The organism is Rhizobacter sp. P2_G4, from assembly GCF_056403575.1.
This window is the reverse complement of sequence record NZ_JBFUFG010000003.1, coordinates 418,997-440,690: the sequence shown is the minus strand read 5'-3', so window position 1 is coordinate 440,690 and position 21,694 is coordinate 418,997. Positions and strand designations below refer to the sequence as shown.

Genomic DNA, 21,694 nt, shown 5'->3' with positions numbered 1-21,694 from the left:
CATGACTGCTGACCTCACCGTTCCCTTCCCTTCCGGCAGAGCGCCGGTGCAGCCCGCCGTCGAGGCGCCGCGCTTCTACTCGACCGAAGAGCACCACGCCGAGAACGGCACGCTGCTCGGGTTCTGGCTCTACCTGATGAGCGACTGCCTGGTCTTCGCCTGCCTCTTCGCCGCGTACGGCGTGCTGGGCCGCAGCTACGCCGCCGGGCCGACGGGCGCCGACCTGTTCGACCTGCCGCTCGTGGCCATCAACACCTCGCTGCTGCTGGTGTCATCGATCACCTACGGCTTTGCCGTGCTCGAGATGCAGCACAAGAAGGCCAGCGCCGTGCTGGTGTGGCTGGCCATCACCGGCGTGCTGGGGGCGGGCTTCATCAGCCTGGAGCTCTACGAGTTCATGCACCTCATCCACGAAGGCGCCGGGCCGCAGCGCAGCGCCTTCCTGTCGTCGTTCTTCACGCTGGTCGGCACGCACGGCCTGCACGTTACCTTCGGCATCATCTGGCTCGTCGTGCTGATGGTCCAGGTGGCCCAGAAGGGCTTGATCACCGAGAACCGCCGGCGGCTGATGTGCCTGTCGATGTTCTGGCACTTCCTCGACGTGGTGTGGATCGGCGTCTTCACCTTCGTCTACCTCATGGGGACGCTGAAATGACACCACAAGACCAAGCCCACACCACGCCGCGCATGGAAGCGCTCGACCACTCGCCGCTGGGTGGCGACGGACACGGACACGACCACGGCGAAGAGGCCATCAGCCACAGCACCTTCAAAGGCTACATGACGGGCTTCGTGCTCGCCGTCATCCTCACCGCGATTCCGTTCTACCTCGTGATGGGCAAGGTGTTCGACAAGTCGAGCACCACCGCCATCGTGATCCTCGCGTTTGCCGCGGTGCAGATCGTGGTGCACATGATCTATTTCCTGCACATGAACACCAAGAGCGAGGGCGGCTGGACCATGCTGGCCCTGATCTTCACGCTGGTGCTGGTGGTGATCACCTTGAGCGGCTCTCTGTGGGTGATGTACCACCTCAACCACAACATGATGCCGACCACCACGCACGACATGCGCAACATGCCTTGACCGGGCCGGCTCACAGCGCAGACGAACCTTCGCGCCGGCCGCCCCATGCGGCCCGGCCGATCATCGCGATCGCGGCACTGCTGCTCTTCGCCCTGTTCGCCGCCCTGGGCACCTGGCAAGTGCAGCGCCTGCGCTGGAAGCTGGCGCTGATCGAGCGCGTCGAACAGCGTGTGAGCGCACCCGCCACCCCGGCACCGGGGCCCGAACGCTGGCCGCACGTGAACGCCGCCGATGACGAATACCGCCATGTGCAGCTCACCGGCCACTGGCTAGACGAAGCCGAGACAACAGTCCAGGCTTCAACGACGCTCGGCGCAGGCTTCTGGGTGCTCACGCCGCTTCGGCAGGCCGACGGCAGTGTGGTGCTGATCAACCGCGGCTTCGTGCCGCCCGAGCGCCGCGACCCCGCCGCGCACAGTGCCGGCGGCGCTACTCCCGCCACCGTCACCGGGCTGTTGCGCATCACCGAGCCGGGCGGCGGCTTCCTGCGCAGCAACGACCCCGGAGCGAACCGCTGGTACTCGCGTGACGTGCAGGCCATCGCCACGGCACGCGGGTTGCCCAAGGCGGCGCCCTACTTCATCGATGCAGACGCTGGCCCGCGCACCGACACCGCACCGGTCGGTGGCCTCACGGTCATCTCGTTCCACAACAACCACCTCGTCTACGCGATGACCTGGTATACGCTCGCGCTGATGACAGCCTGGGCCGCCTGGCGCGTGATGCGCGAAGACCGCAGCGAACGATGATCCCGCAAGAGATGCCTCCGCACTCCGTGCCGCCTTCGCTGCCAGCGGCCATGCCGTCGCGAGCCGCCGGCGCTTCGGCGACGACGCTGCCCGAGCGGCTCAACGCCACAGCGGCCGGCTTGAGGAACATGCAGCAGCTGGTGCAATTGCGCTGGATCGCGGTGGTCGGCCAGGTGATCACCATCCTCATCGTGCACTTCGGCTTCGACATCCACCTGCCGCTCGAGCACATGATGTGGGCGCTGGGTTGCCTGGTCGCATTCAACCTCGCCAGCATGCTGCGCTGTCGCATGGACCGCGAGGTCAGCAACACCGAGCTGTTCATCGCGCTGCTGGTCGACGTGGCCGTGCTCACCATGCAGCTGTACCTGAGCGGCGGCGCCACCAACCCCTTCGTCTTTCTCTATTTGCTGCAGGTGATCCTGGGCGCGGTGCTGCTCGAACCCTGGTCGACGTGGACGATGGTCGGCGCCACCAGCCTCTGCTTCGCCGGGCTGGCGCTGTTGTCGATTCCGCTGCCCTTGCCGCTCGACCTGGCCCGCGGCCTCGCGAGCCCCTACATCCAGGGCACGCTGATCTGCTTTGCGCTCAACGCCGCGCTGCTCGCCGTCTTCATCAAGCGCATCACCCGCAACCTGCGCGCACGCGATGCCCGCCTGGCCGACCTGCGGCAGCGCGCCGCCGAAGAAGAACACATCGTGCGCATGGGCCTGCTGGCCTCGGGTGCGGCGCACGAGCTCGGCACGCCGCTGGCCACGCTGTCCGTGATCCTCGGCGACTGGCAGCACCTGCCGCACTTCAGCTCCGACCCCGAGCTGCTGGCCGAGGTGAGCGAGATGCAGGTGCAGATCGAGCGCTGCAAGTCCATCGTCAGCGGCATCCTCTTGTCGGCCGGCGAGGCACGTGGCGATTCGTCGGCCAAGACCACCGTGAGCGAGTTCCTGCAGGAGCTGGTGGACGAATGGCGCGCCACCCGGCCGGTCTCGGCATTCACCTACGAGAACCGCTTCGGCGACGACGTGCTGATGGTCGACGACTCGGCCATCGAGCAGATGATCTGCAACGTGCTCGACAACGCGCTCGAAGCCTCGCCCCGCTGGCTGCGGCTCGACGCGGCGCGCGAAGGCGATGCGCTGACGCTCACCGTCACCGACGCCGGCCCCGGCTTCGCGCCGGGCATGCTGTCGCAGTTCGGCAAGCCCTACCAGTCCACCAAGGGCCGCCCCGGTGCGGGGCTCGGCCTGTTCCTGGTGGTCAACGTCGCACGCACCATCGGCGGCACGGTGGAGGCGCACAACCGGCCCGAGGGCGGCGCGATCGTGAAGATCACGCTGCCGCTCGCCGCCATCGCATTGGAGGAAGAACCCACCCATGGCCACTGAACGCCGCCTGTTGATCGTCGAGGACGACGCTGCGTTCGCGCGCACGCTTGGCCGCTCGTTCGAGCGGCGCGACTACCAGGTCACGCTGGCCGCGAGCTTCGATGACGTGACGAAGGTGCTGCAGACCGAATCGCCGGGCTACGCCATCGTCGACTTGAAGCTGCATGGCGATGTCTCGGGCCTGGCCTGCGTGCAGGCGCTGCACGCACACGACCCGGCCATGCTGATCGTGGTGCTCACCGGCTTCGCGAGCATCGCCACCGCCGTCGAGGCGATCAAGCTCGGCGCCTGCCACTACCTCGCCAAGCCGTCGAATACCGACGACATCGAGGCCGCCTTCGGCCGCGCTGCCGGCACCACCGACGTGGAGCTGACCAACCGCTCGTCGTCGATCAAGACGCTGGAGTGGGAGCGCATCCACGAGACGCTGGCCGAGACCGGCTTCAATATCTCGGAAACCGCCCGCCGCCTCGGCATGCACCGGCGCACGCTCGCGCGCAAGCTGGGCAAGCAACAAGTCAAGTAGGGTTGGCCGCGATCGGCCACCATAGGGTCAGCAGCACCAATCGCCTTTCAGGAAAGGAGAACCCATGCGTCAACTTCCACTGCCCGGCGGCCCCGCCGCCATGCCCGTGCTCGGCCTCGGCACCTGGCGCATGGGCGAAGTCAGTGCCTCGCGCAACGCCGAGGTCGCAGCAGTGCGGGCCGCCATCGACATGGGCTACCGCCTGATCGACACAGCGGAGATGTATGGCGAAGGCGGTGCCGAGACGGTCGTCGGCCTCGCACTCGCCGAAGCATTGCGCGCCGGCGCCGTGAAGCGCGAGGAGCTGCTCGTCGTCAGCAAGGTCTACCCGCACAACGCCAGCCGCCGCGGCACGGTGTCGGCGTGCGAACGCAGCCGCAAGCGCCTGGGCCTCGATCGCATCGACGTGTACCTGCTGCACTGGCGCGGCTCGCACCCGCTGGCCGAGACGGTCGAGGCGATGGAGTCGCTGGTGCAGGCCGGCCACATCGGCAGCTGGGGTGTCAGCAACTTCGATGTCGACGACATGCAGGAGCTGGGTGCCGTGATCACCCGCCTGGGCGCCAGCGCCTGCGCGACCAACCAGGTGTACTTCTCGCTCAGCGAGCGCGGCCCCGAGTTCAGCCTCCTGCCATGGATGCGCGAACGTGCCATGCCCCTGATGGCCTACAGCCCGATCGACCAGGGCACGCTCGCCGGCGACGACACGCTGGCGCAAATCGGCCGAGAGCGCAGCCTCACGGCAGCGCAGGTCGCTCTCGCCTGGGTCGTGAGCCGGCCGGGCGTGGCGGCCATCCCCAAGGCGTCGTCGGCCAGCCACCTGCAGGAGAACCTTGCGGCCGCAAGCGTGCACCTGAGCGAAGACGAGTTGCGACGCATCGACAAGCGGTTCGCACCGCCGAAGAAGAAGACCCCCTTGTCGATGATCTGAGGGCCCGTGCCGCGATGATCTTCGGCGGCGGCATTGCCCGCTACCGCCGCTGAAACTTACACTGCCCCACTCCACCGCCAGCACGCGGCTCTCCAACGAGGTGCATCCGATGGCCATGCGCCAAAAGGCTCTCGGTCTGCCTTGCTTCGACATCAGATAAACGGTATTCGTTCTTTCTCACCTGTGGAACTTCGCCATGGCAATCGCAAAGAGCAGCGTATGGTTCGAGCTACTTCTCGCATGGCTATGAGTCCCAACAAGAGGGCGCTCTGTGAAATCGGCGCCAGCTTCGTGATCATGCTCGGTCTATGTTCATGGGTAATGCTCGATAGATTGAATGGACCAGGAGTGGGCGCAGGGGCGATATGCCTCATCTGGATCTGGGTCGCGATGAAGATCGGGAAGCATGCTGATGCAGAGAACGACAGACTACGCGAGCAAGCCATTAAAGCCAAAGAATCCGCTCTGGGCCCCAGTGACCTTGAAATGATCTACCCGGCGCGATGCGCTGACGGCAGCATTTGTTCGCACGCCAAACCGGCAGTTCAGGGTAGCCGCGCAGTCTGATTCAACTACGGACAGTGCGTGTGCAATAAGCAACGTAATCGAGTAGCCAAAGGGTTCTAGCACCCGGCTTTCGTCGTCGAGTTGCGAGCCGCCCACTGTTCCGATCTGCTCCGCGTGCATGGCCTTCATGTTCAGCCACTCTCGTGAAGTGCCGAAGCACTGCGATGGCCGCTGCTGACTTCTGTGGCGCGAACCGCTGCGGCGAGCACTGCTCCGTCGGTAAAGCCGCCTCGTGATCAAAACCGCTTCGACCCGATGCGGTGCACCGATTCAGGCTCTCGCCGCCCCGAAAGCCAGCGGCAACCGCACTTGCGCGATGAGCCCCTGGGTGCCTCGCCTCAACTGCACATCACCACCATGCGCCCGCGCAATAGACCGGCACACCGCGAGCCCGAGCCCCGTGCCCTGCTTGTCGGACGCGCGCGCGTCGGGTGCGCGGTAGAAAGGCTGGAACACACGTTCCATCTCTTCGTCCGGCAGGCCCGGTCCGTTGTCGGAGATTTCGGCCACCGCGTCCTGGCGGTCGGTGAACAACCGCACGCGAGCCTGCCCGCCGTACTTCACGGCGTTCTCCACCAGGTTGCCCAGCACCCTGCGCATGCCGATCGCGTCGACCTCGACCGACGCTTTCTCGCTCGCTTCGAGCGTGACGTCCTTGCCGACGAACACCGCGTTCTCGACCACGTCTTCGACGAGGCTCGACAGATCCAACACCTCGCGCGAGCCCGGCTCCGACGCGTCGCGGCTGAAAGCCAGCACCGAGCTGATCATCTGCTCCATCTCCTCGACCTCGTTCAGCATGTTCTCGCGCAACTCGTCGGGGATGTCCTCGATGCGAAAGCGCATGCGCGTGAGCGGCGTGCGCAGGTCGTGGCTGATGGCACCAATCATCGCGGTGCGGTCAGCGACGAAGCTGTGCAGCCGGCTCTGCATGCGGTTGAAGGCCTGGGACGCGCGGCCGACTTCTGCCGGCCCATCGAGCGCCAGGATCGGCGCGGTCGGGTCGCGGCCGAGTTGCTCGGCGGCTGCGGCAAAGCCGGCGATGGGGCGGACCAGGCGGCGCGAGAACAACCAGCCCACCGGCACCACCACCGCGGCCGCAATGACAAACCAAAGCAGAACGCGGCGCTGCCAGGCGTTCGGGAAGGGCTCGGGTACCGGCTGCACCACGGCCCAGCCCACGTTCGCGATCCGCATGGTCGCGACGAAGTCGCCTTCGATGAACGGCGCGGGCCCGAAGCCGAACAGCGTTCGCAGGGGCGAGCTGATGGCAATCGGGCGAGGGCTGCGCTCGATGCCAGGCAGCGTTGAGGTGGCCGGGGCGGGCATGCTGCCCTGCTCAGGCGGGCTCGCTGGCGGCACCGTGGCCGCAGCCGGTGCGGCAGCATCCGCCGCACCTGTTGACTGGGTCGGCGGCGCACTGCTTGGTGGTGGAACTTGAGCCGTCCCGTTCGTCGCTTCAGGCAGGGGTTCGCGCGCCGCGTCGGTTCGCCGAGGTGCGACAGCGCCGGTTTGCGGAATGGGTGGCGGGGTTGAAGGCGCCGCCAACGCGCGCTCGGTGGGCGCGGGCTTGACGTCGGAAGTCGAACCCATCGGCGGCGGCGAATTCTGCGGAGGGAGTGAGCCGGGCGCGACGCGATCCTGGGCCAATGGCTCTTTGGTCATCGTGGGTGCTGTGGCGTCCGGGGCGGCTGCCTTGGAGGGCGCGGTCCCCGGAGCCACCGAGTCCGGAGGTGGCTGCAAATTGGCTGGCTGCTCCGTGGTTGGGGCCGTGCCCGGGAGTGAATCCGTCGGTGCAGGGGCCGGCGCTGCTCCACCGGCGGCATCAGTTGCCACTGGCGGCTGCGTTGCATCAGGCGCCGTCGCTCCCGGCTTCGCGTCGCCGGGAGCGGCCGCGCGAGAAGGCAGGCCCGGCGCAGGGAAGCTCGGCCTCGGGAACGAGGGGGACGGGAACAGTGGCCCAGGAAACAAAGGCGGGTTGAAGCCCGGCCGTACGCCCGGGGTGCCTGGCGTACCCGGCGGCGTTCCGGGCGATGGCGCAGGCGTCGGAGCAGCCGGCGGGCTCCCCGGCGACGGCATGGGGCGGGCCTGCGCGATCTGGTAGTCCGCGCGCATGATGCGCGGCGCAGCGGCGTCGTCATAGAGCCACTCCGCGCTGCGCCGTTGCGGCGCAAGCTCTTGCTCGGCTTCCACCTGCAACGCGGGCCGGGCCGTGCCCGCGAACGGCAGCGGCGTGAAGAAGTAGAGCTGCACGTCGGGCTCGCCGCGACCGAGCAGCCCGGCAAGATCGCGTCGCGAACGCTCCGAGGTCAGCCAGCCGGGACCGGTCAGCTCGGGAGGCTCTGCCTGGATCACGCGCTGCAGCGGCCTCGCGCCACGCGCTTCGATCACCGAGCCCGACAGCGCGCGGGCGATGTCGTTCAGGTTGTATTGCGGCTGTGGCTCGGGCGGCAGCAACAGCGTGAGCGCAAGCGTCACCAGCTGCGCCACGACCAGCCCGCCGAGCAGCAGGCCCATGATCTGCAACGCGAGCGGCGGCCCGGGCCACCGACGTGAAGCAGATGTCACTTCCACACCTTTGTTGCCGCTGTGTGCGGGCTCGTGGTCACGCAGGGTCGGCGAGGTCTGGTATTTTCGCGGCATGAACGCCATCCTTCCGGTCTCGAGCAGTGCCACGCGAATTCTCATTGTCGATGACGACGAGGGCATCCGCAGCCTTGTTTCTTCCTTCCTCGAGAAGCACGGGTTCCAGGTCGACACCGCTGGCGACCCGATGGAGATGCGCCGCAAGCTCGCGCAAAGCCAGTTTGCGCTGATCGTGCTCGACGTGATGATGCCCGGCGAAGACGGGCTCACCGCACTCAAGGGGCTGCAGAAGAGCGGCGGGCCTCCGGTCATCATGCTGTCGGCCGTTGGCACCGACATCGACCGCATCGTCGGCCTGGAAGTCGGCGCAGAAGACTATCTCGCCAAGCCTTGCAACCCGAGAGAACTGCTGGCGCGCATCCGCACGGTTCTGCGGCGAACGTCTGCCCCTGCGGCCACCACTGCAGCACCGCAGGCCGGCGCTCCCGCGTCGTCGGACGACGGCCACACGTTGCATTTCGCCGGCTGGCGCCTCGATCTGATGTCGCGCCTGCTGCACGATCCATCGAGCAACGAAGTCACCCTCTCGGACGGCGAGTTCCGCTTGCTGCGTGCGTTTCTTCAACACCCGCGGCGCGTGCTGACGCGCAATCAGCTGCTCGACTACGTGCTCGGCTCGGACAGCGAAGCCTGCGATCGCGTCATCGACGTACAGATCAGCCGCCTGCGCCGCAAGCTCGTGTTCGGCAAGGACCGCACCGAGCTGATCCGCACCGTGCGCAGCGAGGGCTACATGTTCATGCCGCCCGTCTCCCGCGCCGAAGCGGCGGTGTGAGCCGGGGGCTGCTGAGGTTGGCAACATGCTGCAGGGCCGTTCGCACTCGTCCATCGTGAAGTGAGAAATGCCGGGCATGGCTAGGCCATGCCCATCCTGGAACTTTGGCGCGGCCGCGCCGAATTGGCGGTGTCGTAGCCGCGCCGTTGCTGCTCCGGGGTCGTCTTGGGCGTCGACGGCAGCGTGTTACGCCAGGCCGTCTCCAGATGCTCAACCCGGTGGACGATCCCGCGCAACCAGGCGAGCGTGACCACCTCGCCTCGCTCTGCCAGCGAGCGCTGCGCGAGGCTCTCGATTTCGCACACCAGCGCTTGCAGGTGCTCCAGCTCCATCGCTGCGTCGGATCTTGCGGCGTTTGCTCTTGTGTTCATTGTTGAGGCGACTCCTCGATCGGTGACAGCGCATCGGTGATGGCCGTCCATTGCGGCTCCAACGTCATCGAGTGCGGGCCGCGCGCGGCCCGCACCTGCGGGAGCCTAGATCGTCGCCTCAGTGTGTGTTCAGCAGATATCGCCATGTGTCGGCTCCGACACAGTTGTCACGGCGTGCACGCAGGCACGCCGCCCGCGGGACCTCAGCGGCTCGGCTCGACGCCTGTCGCTGGCGACAAGCCGCACCCTCGCAGCACCAGCGACACCACATGCGCCGTGGCGCGCTCGTGGTCGCGGCGGGTCAGTTTGCTGCGGCCGAGCACGGCGCGCACCTGCACGTCGAAATCGGCATAGGTCTGGGTGGCGGCCCAGATCGTGAAGAAGAGATGCTCCACGTCGACCTCGGCCATGCGGCCGGCGGCAATCCAGCCGCGGATCACCTTGGCCTGCCGCTCCACATGCTTGCGCAGTTCGCTGCGCATCAGGTCGCCCAGCACCGGCGCGCCGTGCAGCAGCTCGTTGGCGAACACGCGCGAGGCGTCGGGCCGCTCGGCCGACATCGCCATCTTGGCGCGGATGTAGCTGGCCAGCGCTTCGGCCGGCTCGGCCTCGGCCGTCATCACGTCCATCGGCACCAGCCAGTCGCGCAGCGTGCCGGCAAGCACCTCTCGGTAGAGATCGTGCTTGCTGCCGAAGTAGTAGTGCAGATTGGCCTTGGGCAGCTCGGCGCCCTCGGCAATGGCGGCCATGGTGGCGCCGTTGAACCCGGCGCGGGCGAAGACCTTCTCCGCCGCGCCGAGGATGCGTTCACGATTCGCCTGCCGGATCTGGCCGGCGGGCTCCACCTTGTCGGGTGCCACCAGAGAACGCCGGGTCGCCCCGGGTTCTTTTGCTCCCTTCGGGGAGCGGACACCGCGCAACGGTGGCCTGGGGCTCGTCATTTCTTCGTGGCTGCTTCCCACACCGCGTGGCTGTAGCCGGCGGGGCCCGGGTCCTTCTTGATGACGGGTGAGCTGCCGGCAGCCAGCAGCACCTTCACCGTGCGCTCATAGGCGGCCGGCTCCAGGTAGCCGATCTTCGGCGTGCCGGCGGTCGTGATCAGCTTGGCCACGTTTTCCATCTGGCGTTGCTGCACCTTCACCGTGGCGCTGCCCGATGGGTCGGCGGCCACGACGATCTTGGCCGCGCCGGCCGGGTCTTTCACCGCGTCGTTCCAGCCCTTCAGCGTAGCGCGCAGGAACTTGGCAGCACGCGCGACGAAGGCCGGGTCCTTCAGCTTGCTGTCGAGCACGTAGAGGCCGTCTTCGAGCGAAGCCACGCCCTGGTCTTCGTAGAAGAAGGTCACGAGATCGGCTTCCTTCACGCCGGCATCGACGACCTGCCAGTACTCGTTGTAGATCATGGTCGAGATGCAGGCGGCCTGGTTCTGCAGCAGCGGGTCAACGTTGAAGCCCTGCTTCAGGATCTTGATGTCGGTGTCGGGCTTGAGGCCGAGCTTCGCCATCCAGTTGAGGAAGGGGTACTCGTTGCCGCCGAACCAGACGCCGAGCGTCTTGCCCTTGAAGTCGGCCGGCTTGGTCACGCCGCTGGCCTTCTTGCAGGTGAGCATCAGGCCCGAGCGGTTGAAGACCTGCGCGATGTTGACCAGCGGCACGCCGGCTTCGCGCGCGGCGAGCGCGTCAGGCATCCAGTTGACGATGGCGTCTGCACCGTTGCCAGCGAGCACCTGCACCGGCGAGACGTCGGGGCCGCCCGGCTTGATGGTGACGTCGAGTCCTTCGTCCTTGTAGTAGCCCTTGGCAGCGGCGACGTAATAGCCCGCGAACTGCGCCTGCGGCACCCACTTCATCTGCACGGTGAACTTGTCAGCGGCGTGCGCTCCGGCTGCGCAGGCAAACGCCAGCGCAGCAACGGCGAACTTGAGAGAAGAACGGACCATCGTGAAACTCCTCGGGGTTGGAATATGAAGAACGGGACGAAACGCGAGATGAAAACCGGTGCCGCTCACTTCGAGCGCACCGAAGGGTGCCAGAACGCCCATCGGCGCTCCAGCTGAACGAGCAAGGCGTAGGCCAGCGAGCCGGTGACCGAGGCGACGACGATCGCGCCCCACACCAGCGACATGTTCATGCGGGCCGCTTCGGTGCTGATGCGAAAGCCCAGCCCCACCGTCGGCGAGCCGAAGAATTCGGCAACGATGGCGCCGATCAGCGCGAGCGTGGCGTTGACCTTCAGCGCACCCACGATGAAGGGCACCGCGCACGGCAAGCGCAGGTCGATCAGCGTGCGCAGGTAGCTCGCGGCATAGCTGTGCATCAGCTCACGCTCCTGCCGCCCAGCAGCCTGCAGCCCGGCCAGCGTGGCGACCAGCATCGGGAAGAACGTCATCAGCACCACGACGGCCGCTTTCGATTGCCACTCGAAGCCGAACCACATCACCATGATCGGCGCCACCGCCACCAGCGGAATGGTGCTGGTGAGCGAGGCCACCGGCAGCAGCCCGCGCTGCAGGAAGGGCAGCCGGTCGATGGCAACGCCAACGGCGAACCCGAGCGCCGACCCCAGCAACCAGCCGGAGACCACGGCCTTCAACACCGTCTGAACGAAGTCGCGCCCCAGCGTGCCGGCATGCTCGTAAAGCGATTGCGCGATGGCCGAAGGCGCCGGCAGCAACACACGCGGCACCTCGAACACGGTGACACCGAACTGCCAGAACACGAGCAGCCACACGCCGAACAAACCCGCCGTCAACGGGCCAGCCCAACGCGGCCCTTCGATCGCCGCGCAACGCCGCACGCTGAACACGGCCGCTGCCAGCATCAGCACCAGCCAGAGCGCGTTCATGGCCGTCATGCCAGCCGCCCCCGCATCACGAGCTTCTGCACACCGGCCACCGCCGCCGTCAACAGCAGGCCGAGCAGTGCCGACAAGACCAGCGCCGACCAGATGCCGATGGTGTTGCCGTAGTAAGAGCCGGTGAGCAGCCGCGCACCAAGGCCGGCCTGCGCGCCGGTCGGCAACTCGGCCACCATCGCACCGACCAGGCCGGCCGCAATGGCCACGCGCAGCGACGGAAACAGGAACGGCAGCGCCGCCGGCATGCGCAGCATCCAGAAGGCTTGCAGCCGCGTGGCGGCGTAGGTGTACATGAGCTCGGTGTCGATGCGCTGCGGCGAGCGCAGGCCCTGCACCATCGCCACCGTCACCGGGAAGAAGCAGAGGTACATCGCGATCGCTGCCTTGGGCGCCACGCCCGACATGCCCAGACTGCCCAGGATCACCAGCACGATGGGCGCGATGGCCAGCACCGGCACCGTCTGCGAGGCCACGATCCACGGCAGCAAGGCGCGGTCGAGCGTGCGCGAGTGAACGATGGCCGCCGCCAGCAGCACGCCGAGCAGCGTGCCCAGCACGAAGCCGATCAAGGTCGACTGCGCCGTCACCGCCGTGTGGTACAGCAGGTTGCGCGGTGAATCGAGCGGCCAGTCGACGATGCTGCTGTAGAGATCGATCGCCACCTGGTGCGGCGCGGGCAGCACCGGGCGCTCCATCGAGAGGGTTTCGGCGACGAGATCGCTCGCCGTCCAGCCCGGTTTGTCGTTCAGCACGCGCTCGATCACGCCGTTGGCATTCAGCGCGACTGCGCCGCCATACCAGAGCACGAGCACGAAGCCCAGCACCGCGGCAACCGGGCCGAACCTATTCATGGTGGCCGTCTCCCAGTGCCTCACGCACCTCGTGGGCCACGGCGATGAACTCAGCGGTGTCGCGCAGGCCGAGGTGGCGCGTCTCGGGCAGCGGCGAGCGGATGTCTTTCACGATGCGCCCCGGCCGCGGCGACATCACCACGATGCGTGTGGACAGGTACACCGCCTCGGCGATGGAATGCGTGACGAAGACCACCGTGCGCTTCTCGCGCTGCCACAGCTGCTGCAGCTGCTCGTTGAGCCGGTCGCGCGTGATCTCGTCGAGCGCGCCGAAAGGCTCGTCCATCATCAGGAGGCGCGGCTCGAAGCCGAGTGCACGCGCGATCGACACACGCTGCTGCATGCCGCCCGACAACTGCCACGGGTACTTGCGCTCGAAGCCGGCAAGGCCCACGCGGTTGAGCTGTTCCATCGCCACCGACTTGCATTCGTCAGCGCTGCGGCCCTGTATCTGCAGCGGCAGCATCACATTGGCGAGCACGTTGCGCCACGGGAAGAGCGCGGGTGCCTGGAACACATACCCATAGGCACGCGCCAGCCGTGCATCGTGCGGGCTCAGGCCGTTGACGAGCACGGTGCCGGCGCTGATGGGCTCGAGGTCGGCGATCACGCGCAACAGCGTGGTCTTGCCGCAGCCCGACGGGCCGATCAACGAGACGAATTCGCCGGGAGCGATGTCAAGGTCGACCTCTTGCAGAGCATGCACCGGCGCATCGGCCGAGGGATAGACGACGCTTGCGCGGCGCGCCGACACGGCGAGTTCAGGAGGAGTGGTCACGGGATGAAGGGAACCTAACCGAATGGTCAGCTTATTCTCGACCATCGAAGCCAGTTCCATGCCAGACGACGATGCGCTCGCAAACCCTCGGGTCGCACCCACTTCGTGCGGCTGTGGCCTTCGCCAGCCGGCAAAACCCTCGAACACCATGGCACGGCGGTTGCGTACGATCGCCGTAATCCTGACCAAACGGTCAGATTTTGTGCGCATCCAGTGCGCACGGCCCCTGAGGAGTGCACAACCCATGCTCGAGTCATCCGACATCCGCGCCGGCCGGCGCACACCGGCACAGTACGAAGCCGCCTTCGCCGACGCGACGCCGCGGTTGACGCGCACGCAGGCGCTGGTCGAGGCCGAGCGCTGCCTGTATTGCTACGACGCGCCCTGCATGGATGCTTGCCCCACCGGCATCGACGTGCCCAGCTTCATCAAGCGCATCGCCGACGACAACCTGCGCGGCGCGGCGCGCACCATCCTCGAAGCCAACCCGCTGGGCGGCACCTGCGCCCGCGCCTGCCCGACCGAGGTGCTGTGCGAGCAGGTCTGCGTGCGCACCACGCAGCAAGGCAAGCCAGTCGAGATCGGCCGCCTGCAGCGCTACGCGGTCGACGCGGTGATGGACAAGCCGGTCACCGCCCTCTTCACCCGCGCGGCACCCACTGGCCGCCGCATCGCCGTCGTCGGCGCCGGGCCGGCTGGCCTCGCGTGCGCTTTCACGCTCGCGCGGCTGGGGCACGACGTCGTCATCCACGACGCGCAGGCCGCCGGCGGTGGTCTCAACGAATACGGCCTTGCCAGCTACAAGATGGCAGGCGGTTTCGCGCAAGCCGAGCTCGACTGGCTGATGCAGATCGGCGGCATCTCGCTGCGGCTGAATTGGCGACTCGAACAGGCGACACAGCTCAAGACGTTGAACGACAGCTTCGACGCCGTCTACCTCGCCATCGGCCTGGGCCGCACGCCGCAACTCGGCATCCCCGGCGAGCACCTTTCCGGCGTGCGCGACGCCGTGGCCTTCATCGCCGAACTGCGCCAGAGCGCTGACGTGGCTGCCCTGCCCGTCGGCCGCCGCGTCGTCGTGATCGGTGGCGGCATGACGGCCGTCGACGCTGCCGTGCAGAGCAAGCTGCTCGGCGCCGATGACGTGCACATGGTCTACCGCCGCGGGCCCGAGTCCATGTCGGCCTCGCTCGAAGAGCGCGAGTGGGCGCAGAAGAACGGCGTCACGCTGCACTACGGGCTGGCACCATCCGAGATCACCGGCTGCGACGCTGTCAGCGGCGTGCGCTTCGTGCGCGCCGACGGCACTGGCGAGACCTTTGCCGCCGACGTGGTGCTCAAGGCCATCGGCCAGAAGCTCGACGACGGCGTTCTCGCCGACAGCGGCCTCACGCTGCAAGGCGGCCGCGTGGTCGCAGACATCGACGGCCGCACCGGCGTGGCCAAGCTCTACGTTGGCGGCGACTGCCGTGCCGGTGGACGTGACCTGACCGTCGAGGCGGTGGAAGACGGCAAGCGCGCCGCTAAAGCCATTCACGCGGCCATCCACGTCACGCTCGCTGCTGAACCCATCTGAGGAGATCAAACCCATGGCCGATCTGCGCAACACCTTCGCCGGCATCACCAGCCCCAACCCGTTCTGGCTCGCCAGCGCGCCGCCCACCGACAAGGCCTACAACGTCAACCGTGCCTTCGAGGCCGGCTGGGGGGGAGTGGTCTGGAAGACGCTCGGCGAAGAGGGACCGCCCGTCGTCAACGTGAACGGGCCGCGCTATGGCGCGCTGCTCACGCCCGACCGCAAGCTGCTCGGCTTCAACAACATCGAGCTGATCACCGACCGGCCGCTGCAGACCAACCTCGACGAGATGCGCGAGGTCAAGCGCCTGTGGCCCGACCGCGCACTGGTCGCCTCGCTGATGGTGCCGTGCAACGAGAGCGCATGGAAAGCCATCCTCGCCCGTGTGGAAGACACCGGCTGCGACGGCGTCGAGCTCAACTTCGGCTGCCCGCACGGCATGAGCGAGCGCGGTATGGGCGCTGCGGTGGGCCAGGTGCCGGAGTACATCCAGATGGTCACCGAATGGTGCAAGCACTACAGCAAGCTTCCGGTTATCGTGAAGCTCACGCCCAACGTGGCCAACATCCTGCCGCCGGCGCTGGCCGCGAAGCGCGGTGGTGCCGACGCGGTGAGCCTCATCAACACCATCAACTCCATCATGGGCGTCGACCCGATGACGCTCGCGATGAGCCCGTCCACCGGTGGCATGGGCTCGCACGGCGGCTACTGCGGCCCGGCGGTCAAGCCGATCTCGCTGCACATGACGGCTGAGATCGGCCGCTCGCCTGAGATGGCCGGCCTGCCGGTGTCGGGCATCGGTGGCGTGGGCAGCTGGCGCGACGCGCTCGACTTCATCGCGCTCGGCGCCACCAACGTGCAGGTCTGCACCGCGGCCATGACCTTCGGCTTCAAGATCGTGCAGGAGATGGCCGACGGCTTGTCCGAATACATGGACAGCATGGGCTTCAAGACCACCGCCGACTTCCAGGGCCGCGCGCTGCCCACCATCACCGACTGGCAGTACCTCAACCTCAACTCGATCAGCAAGGCCGTGATCGACCAGGACAAGTGCATCGAGTGCGGCCGCTGCCACATCGCGTGCGAAGACACCTCGCACCAGGCCATCACCGCCACGAAAGACGGCAAGCGCCACTTCGAGGTGAAGGAAGACGAGTGCGTGGGCTGCAACCTGTGCGTCACGGTGTGCCCGGTACCCGAGTGCATCACGCTGCGCACGCTGGTGCCGGGCGAGGTCGATGCCCGCACCGGCCAGGCCGTCGTCGCGCAGCCGGCCAACTGGACGGCGCACCCGAACAACCCCATGCGCGTGGCTCAGCCGGCCTGAACTACACAAGCAGTCCCTGCTTGGAGTACAACGCAGTTTCGCCACAGGAGAACCGATCATGTCCACCCTGCTGATCCGCGGCGGCACCGTCGTCAACGCCGACCGCGAATTCCGAGCCGATGTGCTGGTGAGCGATGGCCACATCGCGCAAGTCGGCACCGCGCTCGAAGCGCCCACCGGCGCGCAAGTGCTCGATGCCGGCGGCCGCTATGTGATGCCCGGCGGCATCGACCCGCACACCCACATGCAGCTGCCCTTCATGGGCACGGTGGCGGCCGATGATTTCTTCACCGGCACCGCAGCTGGCTTCACCGGCGGCACCACCAGCATCATCGACTTCGTGATTCCCGACCCGCAGCAGCCGCTGATGGACGCCTACCGGAACTGGCGCGGCTGGGCCGAGAAGTCGGCAGGCGACTACGGCTTCCACGTGGCCGTCACCTGGTGGAGCGACAGCGTTCACAAGGACATGGGCACACTGGTGCATGAAGAAGGCATCAACAGCTTCAAGCACTTCATGGCGTACAAGAACGCCATCATGTGCGACGACGAGACGCTGGTGAACAGCTTCAAGCGCTCGCTCGAACTCGGCGCCATGCCCACGGTGCACGCCGAGAACGGCGAGCTCGTCTACCTGCTGCAGCAAGAGGTGGCGAAGATGGGCATCACCGGCCCCGAAGGCCACCCGCTGAGCCGCCCGCCGATGGTCGAAGGCGAAGCCGCCAACCGCGCGATCGCGATTGCCGACGTGCTGGGCGTGCCGATCTACATCGTGCACGTGAGCTGCATCGAGTCGGCCGAGGCCATCGCCCGTGCGCGTGCGCGTGGCCAGCGCGTTTATGGCGAGGTGTTGGCCGGGCACCTGGTGCTCGACGACAGCGTGTATCGCCATCCTGATTTCGCCACTGCCGCGGCCTACGTGATGAGCCCGCCGTTCCGGCCCAAGGGCCACTCGGAGGCGCTGTGGCGCGGTTTGCAGTCGGGCCAGTTGCACACCACGGCCACCGACCACTGCGTGTTCTGCGCCCCGCAAAAGGCGGCTGGCAAAGACAACTTCGCGAAGATCCCCAACGGCTGTGGCGGCATCGAAGACCGCATGCAGGTGATCTGGGATGCCGGCGTCAACACCGGCCGGCTCACACCGAGCGAGTTCGTCGCGATCACCTCGGCCAATTGCGCCAAACTCTTCAACCTGTACCCGAAGAAGGGCTGCGTGGTCGAAGGTGCCGACGCCGACCTCGTGCTCTGGGACCCGGCCGCAACCAAGACCGTCTCGGTGAAGACGCAGTTCTCCAAGGGCGACTTCAACATCTTCGAGGGCCGCAAGGTGCGGGGCCTCGCCACGCACACGCTGAGCCAGGGCAAGCTGGTGTGGGCCGATGGTGACCTGCGCGCGGTGGCAGGTGCCGGCCGCTACCTGAAGCGCCCGCCGTTCGGGCCGAACTTCCAAGCCGTCACCAAACGCACGCAAGACTTGGCGCCGACTGCCGTGGCGCGATAGGAGCAAGACATGGACATGAAGACCAAGACAAAGCTCGACGACCTGCGCATCGACGGCAGCCGCCTCTGGGGCTCGCTGATGGAGCTCGCGAAGATCGGTGCCACGCCCAAGGGCGGCGTGTGCCGACTCACGCTCACCGACCTCGACAAGCAAGGCCGTGACCTCGTCACCGGCTGGGCGCGCGAGGCCGGCATGACGGTCACCATCGACAAGATCGGCAATGGCTTCATGCGCCGCCCCGGCCGCAACAACAGCCTGCCGCCGATCATGACGGGCAGCCACATCGACACCCAGCCCACCGGCGGCAAGTTCGATGGCAACTACGGCGTGCTCGCCGGCATCGAGGTCGTGCGCACGCTGAACGACCACGGCATCGAAACCGAAGCACCGATCGAGGTCGCGTTCTGGACCAACGAAGAAGGCTCGCGCTTCGTGCCGGTGATGATGGGCTCGGGCGTCTTCGCCAAGGCCTTCACGCTCGAACACGCCTATGCCGCCACCGACACCGAAGGCAAGACGGTGAAGGGTGAGCTCGAACGCATCGGCTACATCGGCCCAGAAGAACCGGGCGCGCACCCGATCGGCTGCTACTTCGAAACGCACATCGAGCAAGGCCCCGTCCTCGAAGACAACGACAAGACCATCGGCGTGGTGACCGGCGTGCTCGGCATTCGCTGGTACGACTGCGTCGTCACCGGCATGGAAGCCCACGCCGGCCCGACGCCCATGGCGCTGCGCAAGGACGCGCTGCAGGTCGCCACCCACCTCATGCAAGAGGTGGTGGCCTGCGCCCATCGCCACCCGCCACATGGCCGCGGCACGGTGGGCATGGTGCAGGTGTTCCCGAACAGCCGCAACGTGATCCCCGGCCGCGTGAAGTTCTCGATCGACATGCGCAACGCCACCGACGCGCTGTGCGACGCGATGGACGCCGACATCCGCGCCATCGCAGCGAAGCTCAGTGCCGACAGCGGCCTGCCGATCGAGATCACGCCCGTCTCGGCCTACAGCGCGCAGCCGTTTCATCCGGACTGCGTGCAGGCGGTCGCCAAGGCAGCTGAGAAGCTCGGCTACTCCAACATGCGTGCCGTGTCAGGCGCGGGTCACGACGCGGTCTACATGGCGAAGCTCGCACCTGCCGGGATGATCTTCATTCCCTGCAAGGACGGCATCAGCCACAACGAGATCGAAGACGCGAAGCCCGAGCACATCACCGCCGGCTGCAACGTGTTGCTGCACGCCATGCTGGAGCGCGCCGGCATCGCCTGACGCGCACTCACCCTGCGCGGGCGACCAGCTCGCGCAGCACCGAGTCCAGCGGCACGATGCCCTTGCGCGTGGCGCGTGCGTCGCTTTCGAAATCGATCCAGCCCTCGTTGAAGCCGTTAAGCATCTGGATACGCGGCATCGGGTTCTTCATGCCCTGGGCCTTGAACAGGCCCTCCCAGGTGGCGCGGGGCACGACCTGCATGCGCACCTCGCGTCCCAGCACGCGGGCCAAGCCGGCCGCCACGTCGTTCGGTGTCACCCGCGCGCCTTCGAGTTCGACCACACGCTTGCCTTGCCAGTTCTCCTGCAGCAGATCGGCCGCCACCTCGCCGACGTCTGCTGTGGCGACCATCGGCAGCGGCTTGTCCAGCGGATAGAGGAAGCTCGGGACCACACCGGTCGTGCGGGCCGAGGCAACGTCCCATGCCGAGTTCTCCATGAACCACGCTGCACGCAGGAAGGTGATCGGCAGCGGCAGCGCGCCCAAGGCCTGCTCTTGCAGGGTGTGCTGCTGCAAGAGATTGGGCCGCGTCGACTGCGCGCCGATGGTCGACAGCGAGACGACCTTGCCCGGCTGCGCAGCCATCAGCGCCTCGCGCACGGCGGCGATGACACGGCGTGCCTCATCGAAGTCGGGTGACGGGTCGAACACCGGTGGCAGCAGGAAGAACACGCCCTCGGCGCCTGCGAACGCCTTCTTCAGCGCCTCGGTGTCATCCAGCGCGGCGAGGGCGACTTCGCAACCTTGCTGCGCCCACGCCTGCCCTTTGTCGGCGTCGCGCACAACCGCGCGAACGCTCTTGCCGGCAGCGATGAGTGCGCGTGCAACCGCACCGCCCACCTGCCCCGTGATTCCTGTGATGGCGAACATTCCAGATTCCTTGACTTGAGCGACCACTGCCGCGGTGCAAGAAGTCTGGGCGCCGGCCCCTCATTTCTCAATAGCATGGGTGTCATTTCACCCATGCTYCGACGTCATCAACCAATGTGCTGACCTATCGCAGCAGCAAGGTGATGAATTCGATGAAAGCGCGCGTCTTGGCCGGCAGGTGATAACGCGATGGATGCAGGGCATAGAGCGGGAATCGCTCGTCGGGCCAGTCGGGAAACACGTCGACCAGCCGGCCGTCGGCCAGCATCGGCTCCACGCCCAGGTCCATCACCTGCGCCATGCCATGGCCGGCGAGGCACACGCTGTAGAGCGTGCCGGCGTCGTTGACCGTGAGCTGCCCGCTCAGGTCGAACACCAGCTTCTTGCGCTTCTTGTGGAACTCCCACGGATAAGGGCGGCCGGTTTCCGGGTCGCGGAACTGGATGCAGACATGCCCCCCGCTTTCCAATTCGCGTGGGTCTTGCGGGTGGCCGTGCCGCTTCAGGTAGGCCGGCGACGCGACCGTCAGCATGCGGGTGTCGATCAGCTTGCGCGCGATCAGCGTCGACGGGCGGGGGTGGCCGAAGCGCACGGCGAGGTCGAAGCCATCGGCCACCAGGTCGCCCACCTGGTCTCGGGTGATGAGTTCGAGCGACAGCTGTGGATAGGCCTCGAGAAAGGTGCCGAGCAGTGGCCCCAGGATCAAGCGCGAGAAGTACGGGTCGATGTTCACGCGCAGCCGGCCACGCACGGCCGTCGTGCTCTGGGCAGCCGAAGCGGCGGCCTCTTCCAGGCCCGCCAGCAAGGGCGCCACCTGTTCGTAGAAGCGCCGGCCTTCTTCGGTCAGTCCGACCGAGCGGGTCGTGCGTTCGAGCAGGCGAATGCCGAGCCGCCCCTCCAGCCTTGCAATCGCGCGGCTGACACCCGATTGCGACATGTTGAGCACTTCGCCCGCAGCCGCAAACGTGCCGCTGTCGATGATGGCCGACAGCACACTGATGCCATTCACGATCCGTTCGTCGAAGCTCGCCATCCATGCGCCTGCATCATTGCCAAAGTGGCATTGATGCTACGCGCGGCCAAGGGCATGGGGCGATGCGTCAACAACGACGCCGCGCTTACTTCGAGAGTTCCACTCCCGAATCGATGATTCGCATCGTCCCGTCGCGCGTTTCGGCCACGGGCCGGCCGTCGTCGAGCCGGTATTCCGCGACCCCGGTCGGCTCCCAACGTTCCACGACGTCAGGTGCCGTCGGGTCACGAACCAGCTGTTCGTAGCCGCGCACGTGGTAGGTGTTGCCGTCCGATCCCTTGGCGTCGAACGACTCGAGCAGATGCAGCCTGCGTTCCATCGTCATCTCCTGTCAGTAGGCGGGAAACGATCATCCGCCCGCCTTCAGTTAAGCAACAGTCACAACCCTCCCGTGGGTGGTGTGATCTCGGGCACGTCGGGCCCCGGCGCGACTTCGGGTTCAGAAGGCTGCGTGATCTCCGGGCCGTCGGGCAGCGGCGCCACGTCCGGCCCTTTCGTCGGCTCGACGTTCGGCCCTACGGGGAGCGGCACGACATCGGGCGCCGGCGAGGGCGCCCCGATGTCGCCCGAGGCTTGGCTGGGTATGGTCATGGTTGTTC

Annotated in this window: 23 protein-coding genes; 11 read left to right on the top strand and 12 right to left on the bottom strand. The window is 67.0% G+C overall.

Translation table 11 applies throughout. The features are described from left to right. Window position 1 precedes the first annotated feature (1 nt). The 6 genes from cyoC (at window position 2) to AC1DYS_RS14895 (ending at window position 4,674) form a co-directional block, all read left to right on the top strand. Window positions 2–655 carry a cytochrome o ubiquinol oxidase subunit III gene (cyoC, locus tag AC1DYS_RS14920; protein WP_477900394.1) on the top strand — a complete coding sequence of 218 codons (654 nt, stop codon included), beginning with the start codon at window positions 2–4 and terminating at the stop codon, window positions 653–655. A gap of 32 nt (window positions 656–687) precedes the next feature. Next, the gene (cyoD, locus tag AC1DYS_RS14915) at window positions 688–1,086 is read left to right on the top strand and encodes a cytochrome o ubiquinol oxidase subunit IV (protein ID WP_047491309.1); all 399 of its coding nucleotides are present in this window, start codon (window positions 688–690) and stop codon (window positions 1,084–1,086) included. Next, on the top strand, window positions 1,083–1,835 hold the full coding sequence (locus AC1DYS_RS14910) for an SURF1 family protein (RefSeq protein ID WP_477900392.1): 753 nt from the start codon (window positions 1,083–1,085) through the stop codon (window positions 1,833–1,835). Before cyoD ends, AC1DYS_RS14910 begins: the two co-directional genes overlap by 4 nt. Window positions 1,836–1,885: 50 nt before the next feature. Then, on the top strand, window positions 1,886–3,217 hold the full coding sequence (locus AC1DYS_RS14905; protein WP_477900846.1) for an ATP-binding protein: 1,332 nt from the start codon (window positions 1,886–1,888) through the stop codon (window positions 3,215–3,217). Beyond that, window positions 3,207–3,743, top strand: coding sequence for a response regulator transcription factor (locus tag AC1DYS_RS14900; protein WP_477900390.1), 537 nt, complete (start codon window positions 3,207–3,209; stop codon window positions 3,741–3,743). Before AC1DYS_RS14905 ends, AC1DYS_RS14900 begins: the two co-directional genes overlap by 11 nt. A gap of 64 nt (window positions 3,744–3,807) precedes the next feature. Further along, window positions 3,808–4,674, top strand: a complete 867-nt coding sequence (locus AC1DYS_RS14895) for an aldo/keto reductase (RefSeq protein WP_477900388.1) — start codon at window positions 3,808–3,810, stop codon at window positions 4,672–4,674. Between the two features lie 429 nt (window positions 4,675–5,103). On the opposite strand, the gene AC1DYS_RS14890 is transcribed toward AC1DYS_RS14895, so the two are convergent. Further along, window positions 5,104–5,370, bottom strand: a complete 267-nt coding sequence (locus AC1DYS_RS14890; RefSeq protein WP_477900386.1) for a hypothetical protein — start codon at window positions 5,368–5,370, stop codon at window positions 5,104–5,106. Window positions 5,371–5,511: 141 nt separating this feature from the next. Then, window positions 5,512–7,884, bottom strand: a complete 2,373-nt coding sequence (locus AC1DYS_RS14885; protein WP_477900384.1) for an ATP-binding protein — start codon at window positions 7,882–7,884, stop codon at window positions 5,512–5,514. On the opposite strand from AC1DYS_RS14885, the gene AC1DYS_RS14880 reads away from it, so the two are divergent. Continuing rightward, window positions 7,883–8,662: a response regulator gene (locus tag AC1DYS_RS14880; RefSeq protein WP_477900382.1), complete on the top strand. Its 780-nt coding sequence runs from the start codon at window positions 7,883–7,885 to the stop codon at window positions 8,660–8,662. The genes AC1DYS_RS14885 and AC1DYS_RS14880 overlap by 2 nt on opposite strands. Window positions 8,663–8,742: 80 nt before the next feature. On the opposite strand, the gene AC1DYS_RS14875 is transcribed toward AC1DYS_RS14880, so the two are convergent. From AC1DYS_RS14875 to AC1DYS_RS14850, 6 genes are all read right to left on the bottom strand, one after another. Next, on the bottom strand, window positions 8,743–9,033 hold the full coding sequence (locus AC1DYS_RS14875; RefSeq protein ID WP_477900380.1) for a hypothetical protein: 291 nt from the start codon (window positions 9,031–9,033) through the stop codon (window positions 8,743–8,745). Window positions 9,034–9,236: 203 nt separating this feature from the next. Further along, window positions 9,237–9,893 (bottom strand): TetR/AcrR family transcriptional regulator, encoded by a 657-nt coding sequence (locus AC1DYS_RS14870; protein ID WP_477900378.1) that lies wholly within the window; start codon window positions 9,891–9,893, stop codon window positions 9,237–9,239. Window positions 9,894–9,970: 77 nt separating this feature from the next. Continuing rightward, window positions 9,971–10,972: an ABC transporter substrate-binding protein gene (locus tag AC1DYS_RS14865; protein WP_477900376.1), complete on the bottom strand. Its 1,002-nt coding sequence runs from the start codon at window positions 10,970–10,972 to the stop codon at window positions 9,971–9,973. A gap of 65 nt (window positions 10,973–11,037) precedes the next feature. Beyond that, entirely contained in the window at window positions 11,038–11,877 is an 840-nt protein-coding gene (locus tag AC1DYS_RS14860) for an ABC transporter permease (protein ID WP_477900374.1), read from the bottom strand. Between the two features lie 5 nt (window positions 11,878–11,882). Continuing rightward, a complete protein-coding gene (locus AC1DYS_RS14855; protein ID WP_477900372.1) occupies window positions 11,883–12,740 on the bottom strand; it encodes an ABC transporter permease in 858 nt (285 codons plus the stop codon). After that, window positions 12,733–13,518, bottom strand: coding sequence for an ABC transporter ATP-binding protein (locus AC1DYS_RS14850; RefSeq protein ID WP_477900370.1), 786 nt, complete (start codon window positions 13,516–13,518; stop codon window positions 12,733–12,735). The genes AC1DYS_RS14855 and AC1DYS_RS14850 overlap by 8 nt, the downstream gene beginning before the upstream one ends. A gap of 244 nt (window positions 13,519–13,762) precedes the next feature. Between AC1DYS_RS14850 and AC1DYS_RS14845 the strand changes: the two genes are divergently transcribed. Genes AC1DYS_RS14845 through AC1DYS_RS14830 form a run of 4 tightly spaced genes read left to right on the top strand, consistent with a single transcriptional unit; the run spans window position 13,763 to window position 19,191 of the window. Further along, entirely contained in the window at window positions 13,763–15,094 is a 1,332-nt protein-coding gene (locus AC1DYS_RS14845) for an NAD(P)-dependent oxidoreductase (protein ID WP_477900368.1), read from the top strand. A 13-nt stretch (window positions 15,095–15,107) separates the two neighbouring features. Further along, a complete protein-coding gene (gene preA, locus AC1DYS_RS14840) occupies window positions 15,108–16,421 on the top strand; it encodes an NAD-dependent dihydropyrimidine dehydrogenase subunit PreA (protein WP_477900366.1) in 1,314 nt (437 codons plus the stop codon). Between the two features lie 58 nt (window positions 16,422–16,479). After that, window positions 16,480–17,922 (top strand): dihydropyrimidinase, encoded by a 1,443-nt coding sequence (hydA, locus tag AC1DYS_RS14835; protein WP_477900364.1) that lies wholly within the window; start codon window positions 16,480–16,482, stop codon window positions 17,920–17,922. 9 nt (window positions 17,923–17,931) lie between these two features. Then, window positions 17,932–19,191 carry a Zn-dependent hydrolase gene (locus tag AC1DYS_RS14830; protein WP_477900362.1) on the top strand — a complete coding sequence of 420 codons (1,260 nt, stop codon included), beginning with the start codon at window positions 17,932–17,934 and terminating at the stop codon, window positions 19,189–19,191. A 7-nt stretch (window positions 19,192–19,198) separates the two neighbouring features. Here the strand turns inward: AC1DYS_RS14830 and AC1DYS_RS14825 are convergent, their stop codons facing one another. The 4 genes from AC1DYS_RS14825 to AC1DYS_RS14810 all read right to left on the bottom strand — a co-directional run bounded on the left by AC1DYS_RS14825 (window position 19,199) and on the right by AC1DYS_RS14810 (window position 21,686). Continuing rightward, the gene (locus AC1DYS_RS14825) at window positions 19,199–20,062 is read right to left on the bottom strand and encodes an NmrA family NAD(P)-binding protein (protein WP_477900360.1); all 864 of its coding nucleotides are present in this window, start codon (window positions 20,060–20,062) and stop codon (window positions 19,199–19,201) included. Between the two features lie 124 nt (window positions 20,063–20,186). Further along, the gene (locus AC1DYS_RS14820; protein ID WP_477900358.1) at window positions 20,187–21,095 is read right to left on the bottom strand and encodes a LysR family transcriptional regulator; all 909 of its coding nucleotides are present in this window, start codon (window positions 21,093–21,095) and stop codon (window positions 20,187–20,189) included. Between the two features lie 85 nt (window positions 21,096–21,180). Further along, on the bottom strand, window positions 21,181–21,414 hold the full coding sequence (locus tag AC1DYS_RS14815; RefSeq protein WP_477900356.1) for a hypothetical protein: 234 nt from the start codon (window positions 21,412–21,414) through the stop codon (window positions 21,181–21,183). Between the two features lie 59 nt (window positions 21,415–21,473). Then, window positions 21,474–21,686: a hypothetical protein gene (locus AC1DYS_RS14810; protein ID WP_477900354.1), complete on the bottom strand. Its 213-nt coding sequence runs from the start codon at window positions 21,684–21,686 to the stop codon at window positions 21,474–21,476. Window positions 21,687–21,694 lie beyond the last annotated feature (8 nt).

Coding starts and splice junctions, on each gene's coding strand:
- AC1DYS_RS14860 (WP_477900374.1), bottom strand. CDS start 11,877: ATGAACGCGCTCTGGCTGGTGCTGATGCTGGCAGCGGCCGTGTTCAGC.
- preA (WP_477900366.1), top strand. CDS start 15,108: ATGGCCGATCTGCGCAACACCTTCGCCGGCATCACCAGCCCCAACCCG.
- AC1DYS_RS14885 (WP_477900384.1), bottom strand. CDS start 7,884: ATGCCGCGAAAATACCAGACCTCGCCGACCCTGCGTGACCACGAGCCC.
- AC1DYS_RS14880 (WP_477900382.1), top strand. CDS start 7,883: ATGAACGCCATCCTTCCGGTCTCGAGCAGTGCCACGCGAATTCTCATT.
- AC1DYS_RS14810 (WP_477900354.1), bottom strand. CDS start 21,686: ATGACCATACCCAGCCAAGCCTCGGGCGACATCGGGGCGCCCTCGCCG.
- AC1DYS_RS14815 (WP_477900356.1), bottom strand. CDS start 21,414: ATGGAACGCAGGCTGCATCTGCTCGAGTCGTTCGACGCCAAGGGATCG.
- AC1DYS_RS14825 (WP_477900360.1), bottom strand. CDS start 20,062: ATGTTCGCCATCACAGGAATCACGGGGCAGGTGGGCGGTGCGGTTGCA.
- AC1DYS_RS14830 (WP_477900362.1), top strand. CDS start 17,932: ATGGACATGAAGACCAAGACAAAGCTCGACGACCTGCGCATCGACGGC.
- AC1DYS_RS14875 (WP_477900380.1), bottom strand. CDS start 9,033: ATGAACACAAGAGCAAACGCCGCAAGATCCGACGCAGCGATGGAGCTG.
- AC1DYS_RS14845 (WP_477900368.1), top strand. CDS start 13,763: ATGCTCGAGTCATCCGACATCCGCGCCGGCCGGCGCACACCGGCACAG.
- AC1DYS_RS14900 (WP_477900390.1), top strand. CDS start 3,207: ATGGCCACTGAACGCCGCCTGTTGATCGTCGAGGACGACGCTGCGTTC.
- AC1DYS_RS14895 (WP_477900388.1), top strand. CDS start 3,808: ATGCGTCAACTTCCACTGCCCGGCGGCCCCGCCGCCATGCCCGTGCTC.
- AC1DYS_RS14905 (WP_477900846.1), top strand. CDS start 1,886: ATGCCGTCGCGAGCCGCCGGCGCTTCGGCGACGACGCTGCCCGAGCGG.
- AC1DYS_RS14820 (WP_477900358.1), bottom strand. CDS start 21,095: ATGGCGAGCTTCGACGAACGGATCGTGAATGGCATCAGTGTGCTGTCG.
- AC1DYS_RS14890 (WP_477900386.1), bottom strand. CDS start 5,370: ATGAAGGCCATGCACGCGGAGCAGATCGGAACAGTGGGCGGCTCGCAA.
- AC1DYS_RS14855 (WP_477900372.1), bottom strand. CDS start 12,740: ATGAATAGGTTCGGCCCGGTTGCCGCGGTGCTGGGCTTCGTGCTCGTG.
- hydA (WP_477900364.1), top strand. CDS start 16,480: ATGTCCACCCTGCTGATCCGCGGCGGCACCGTCGTCAACGCCGACCGC.
- AC1DYS_RS14865 (WP_477900376.1), bottom strand. CDS start 10,972: ATGGTCCGTTCTTCTCTCAAGTTCGCCGTTGCTGCGCTGGCGTTTGCC.
- cyoD (WP_047491309.1), top strand. CDS start 688: ATGGAAGCGCTCGACCACTCGCCGCTGGGTGGCGACGGACACGGACAC.
- cyoC (WP_477900394.1), top strand. CDS start 2: ATGACTGCTGACCTCACCGTTCCCTTCCCTTCCGGCAGAGCGCCGGTG.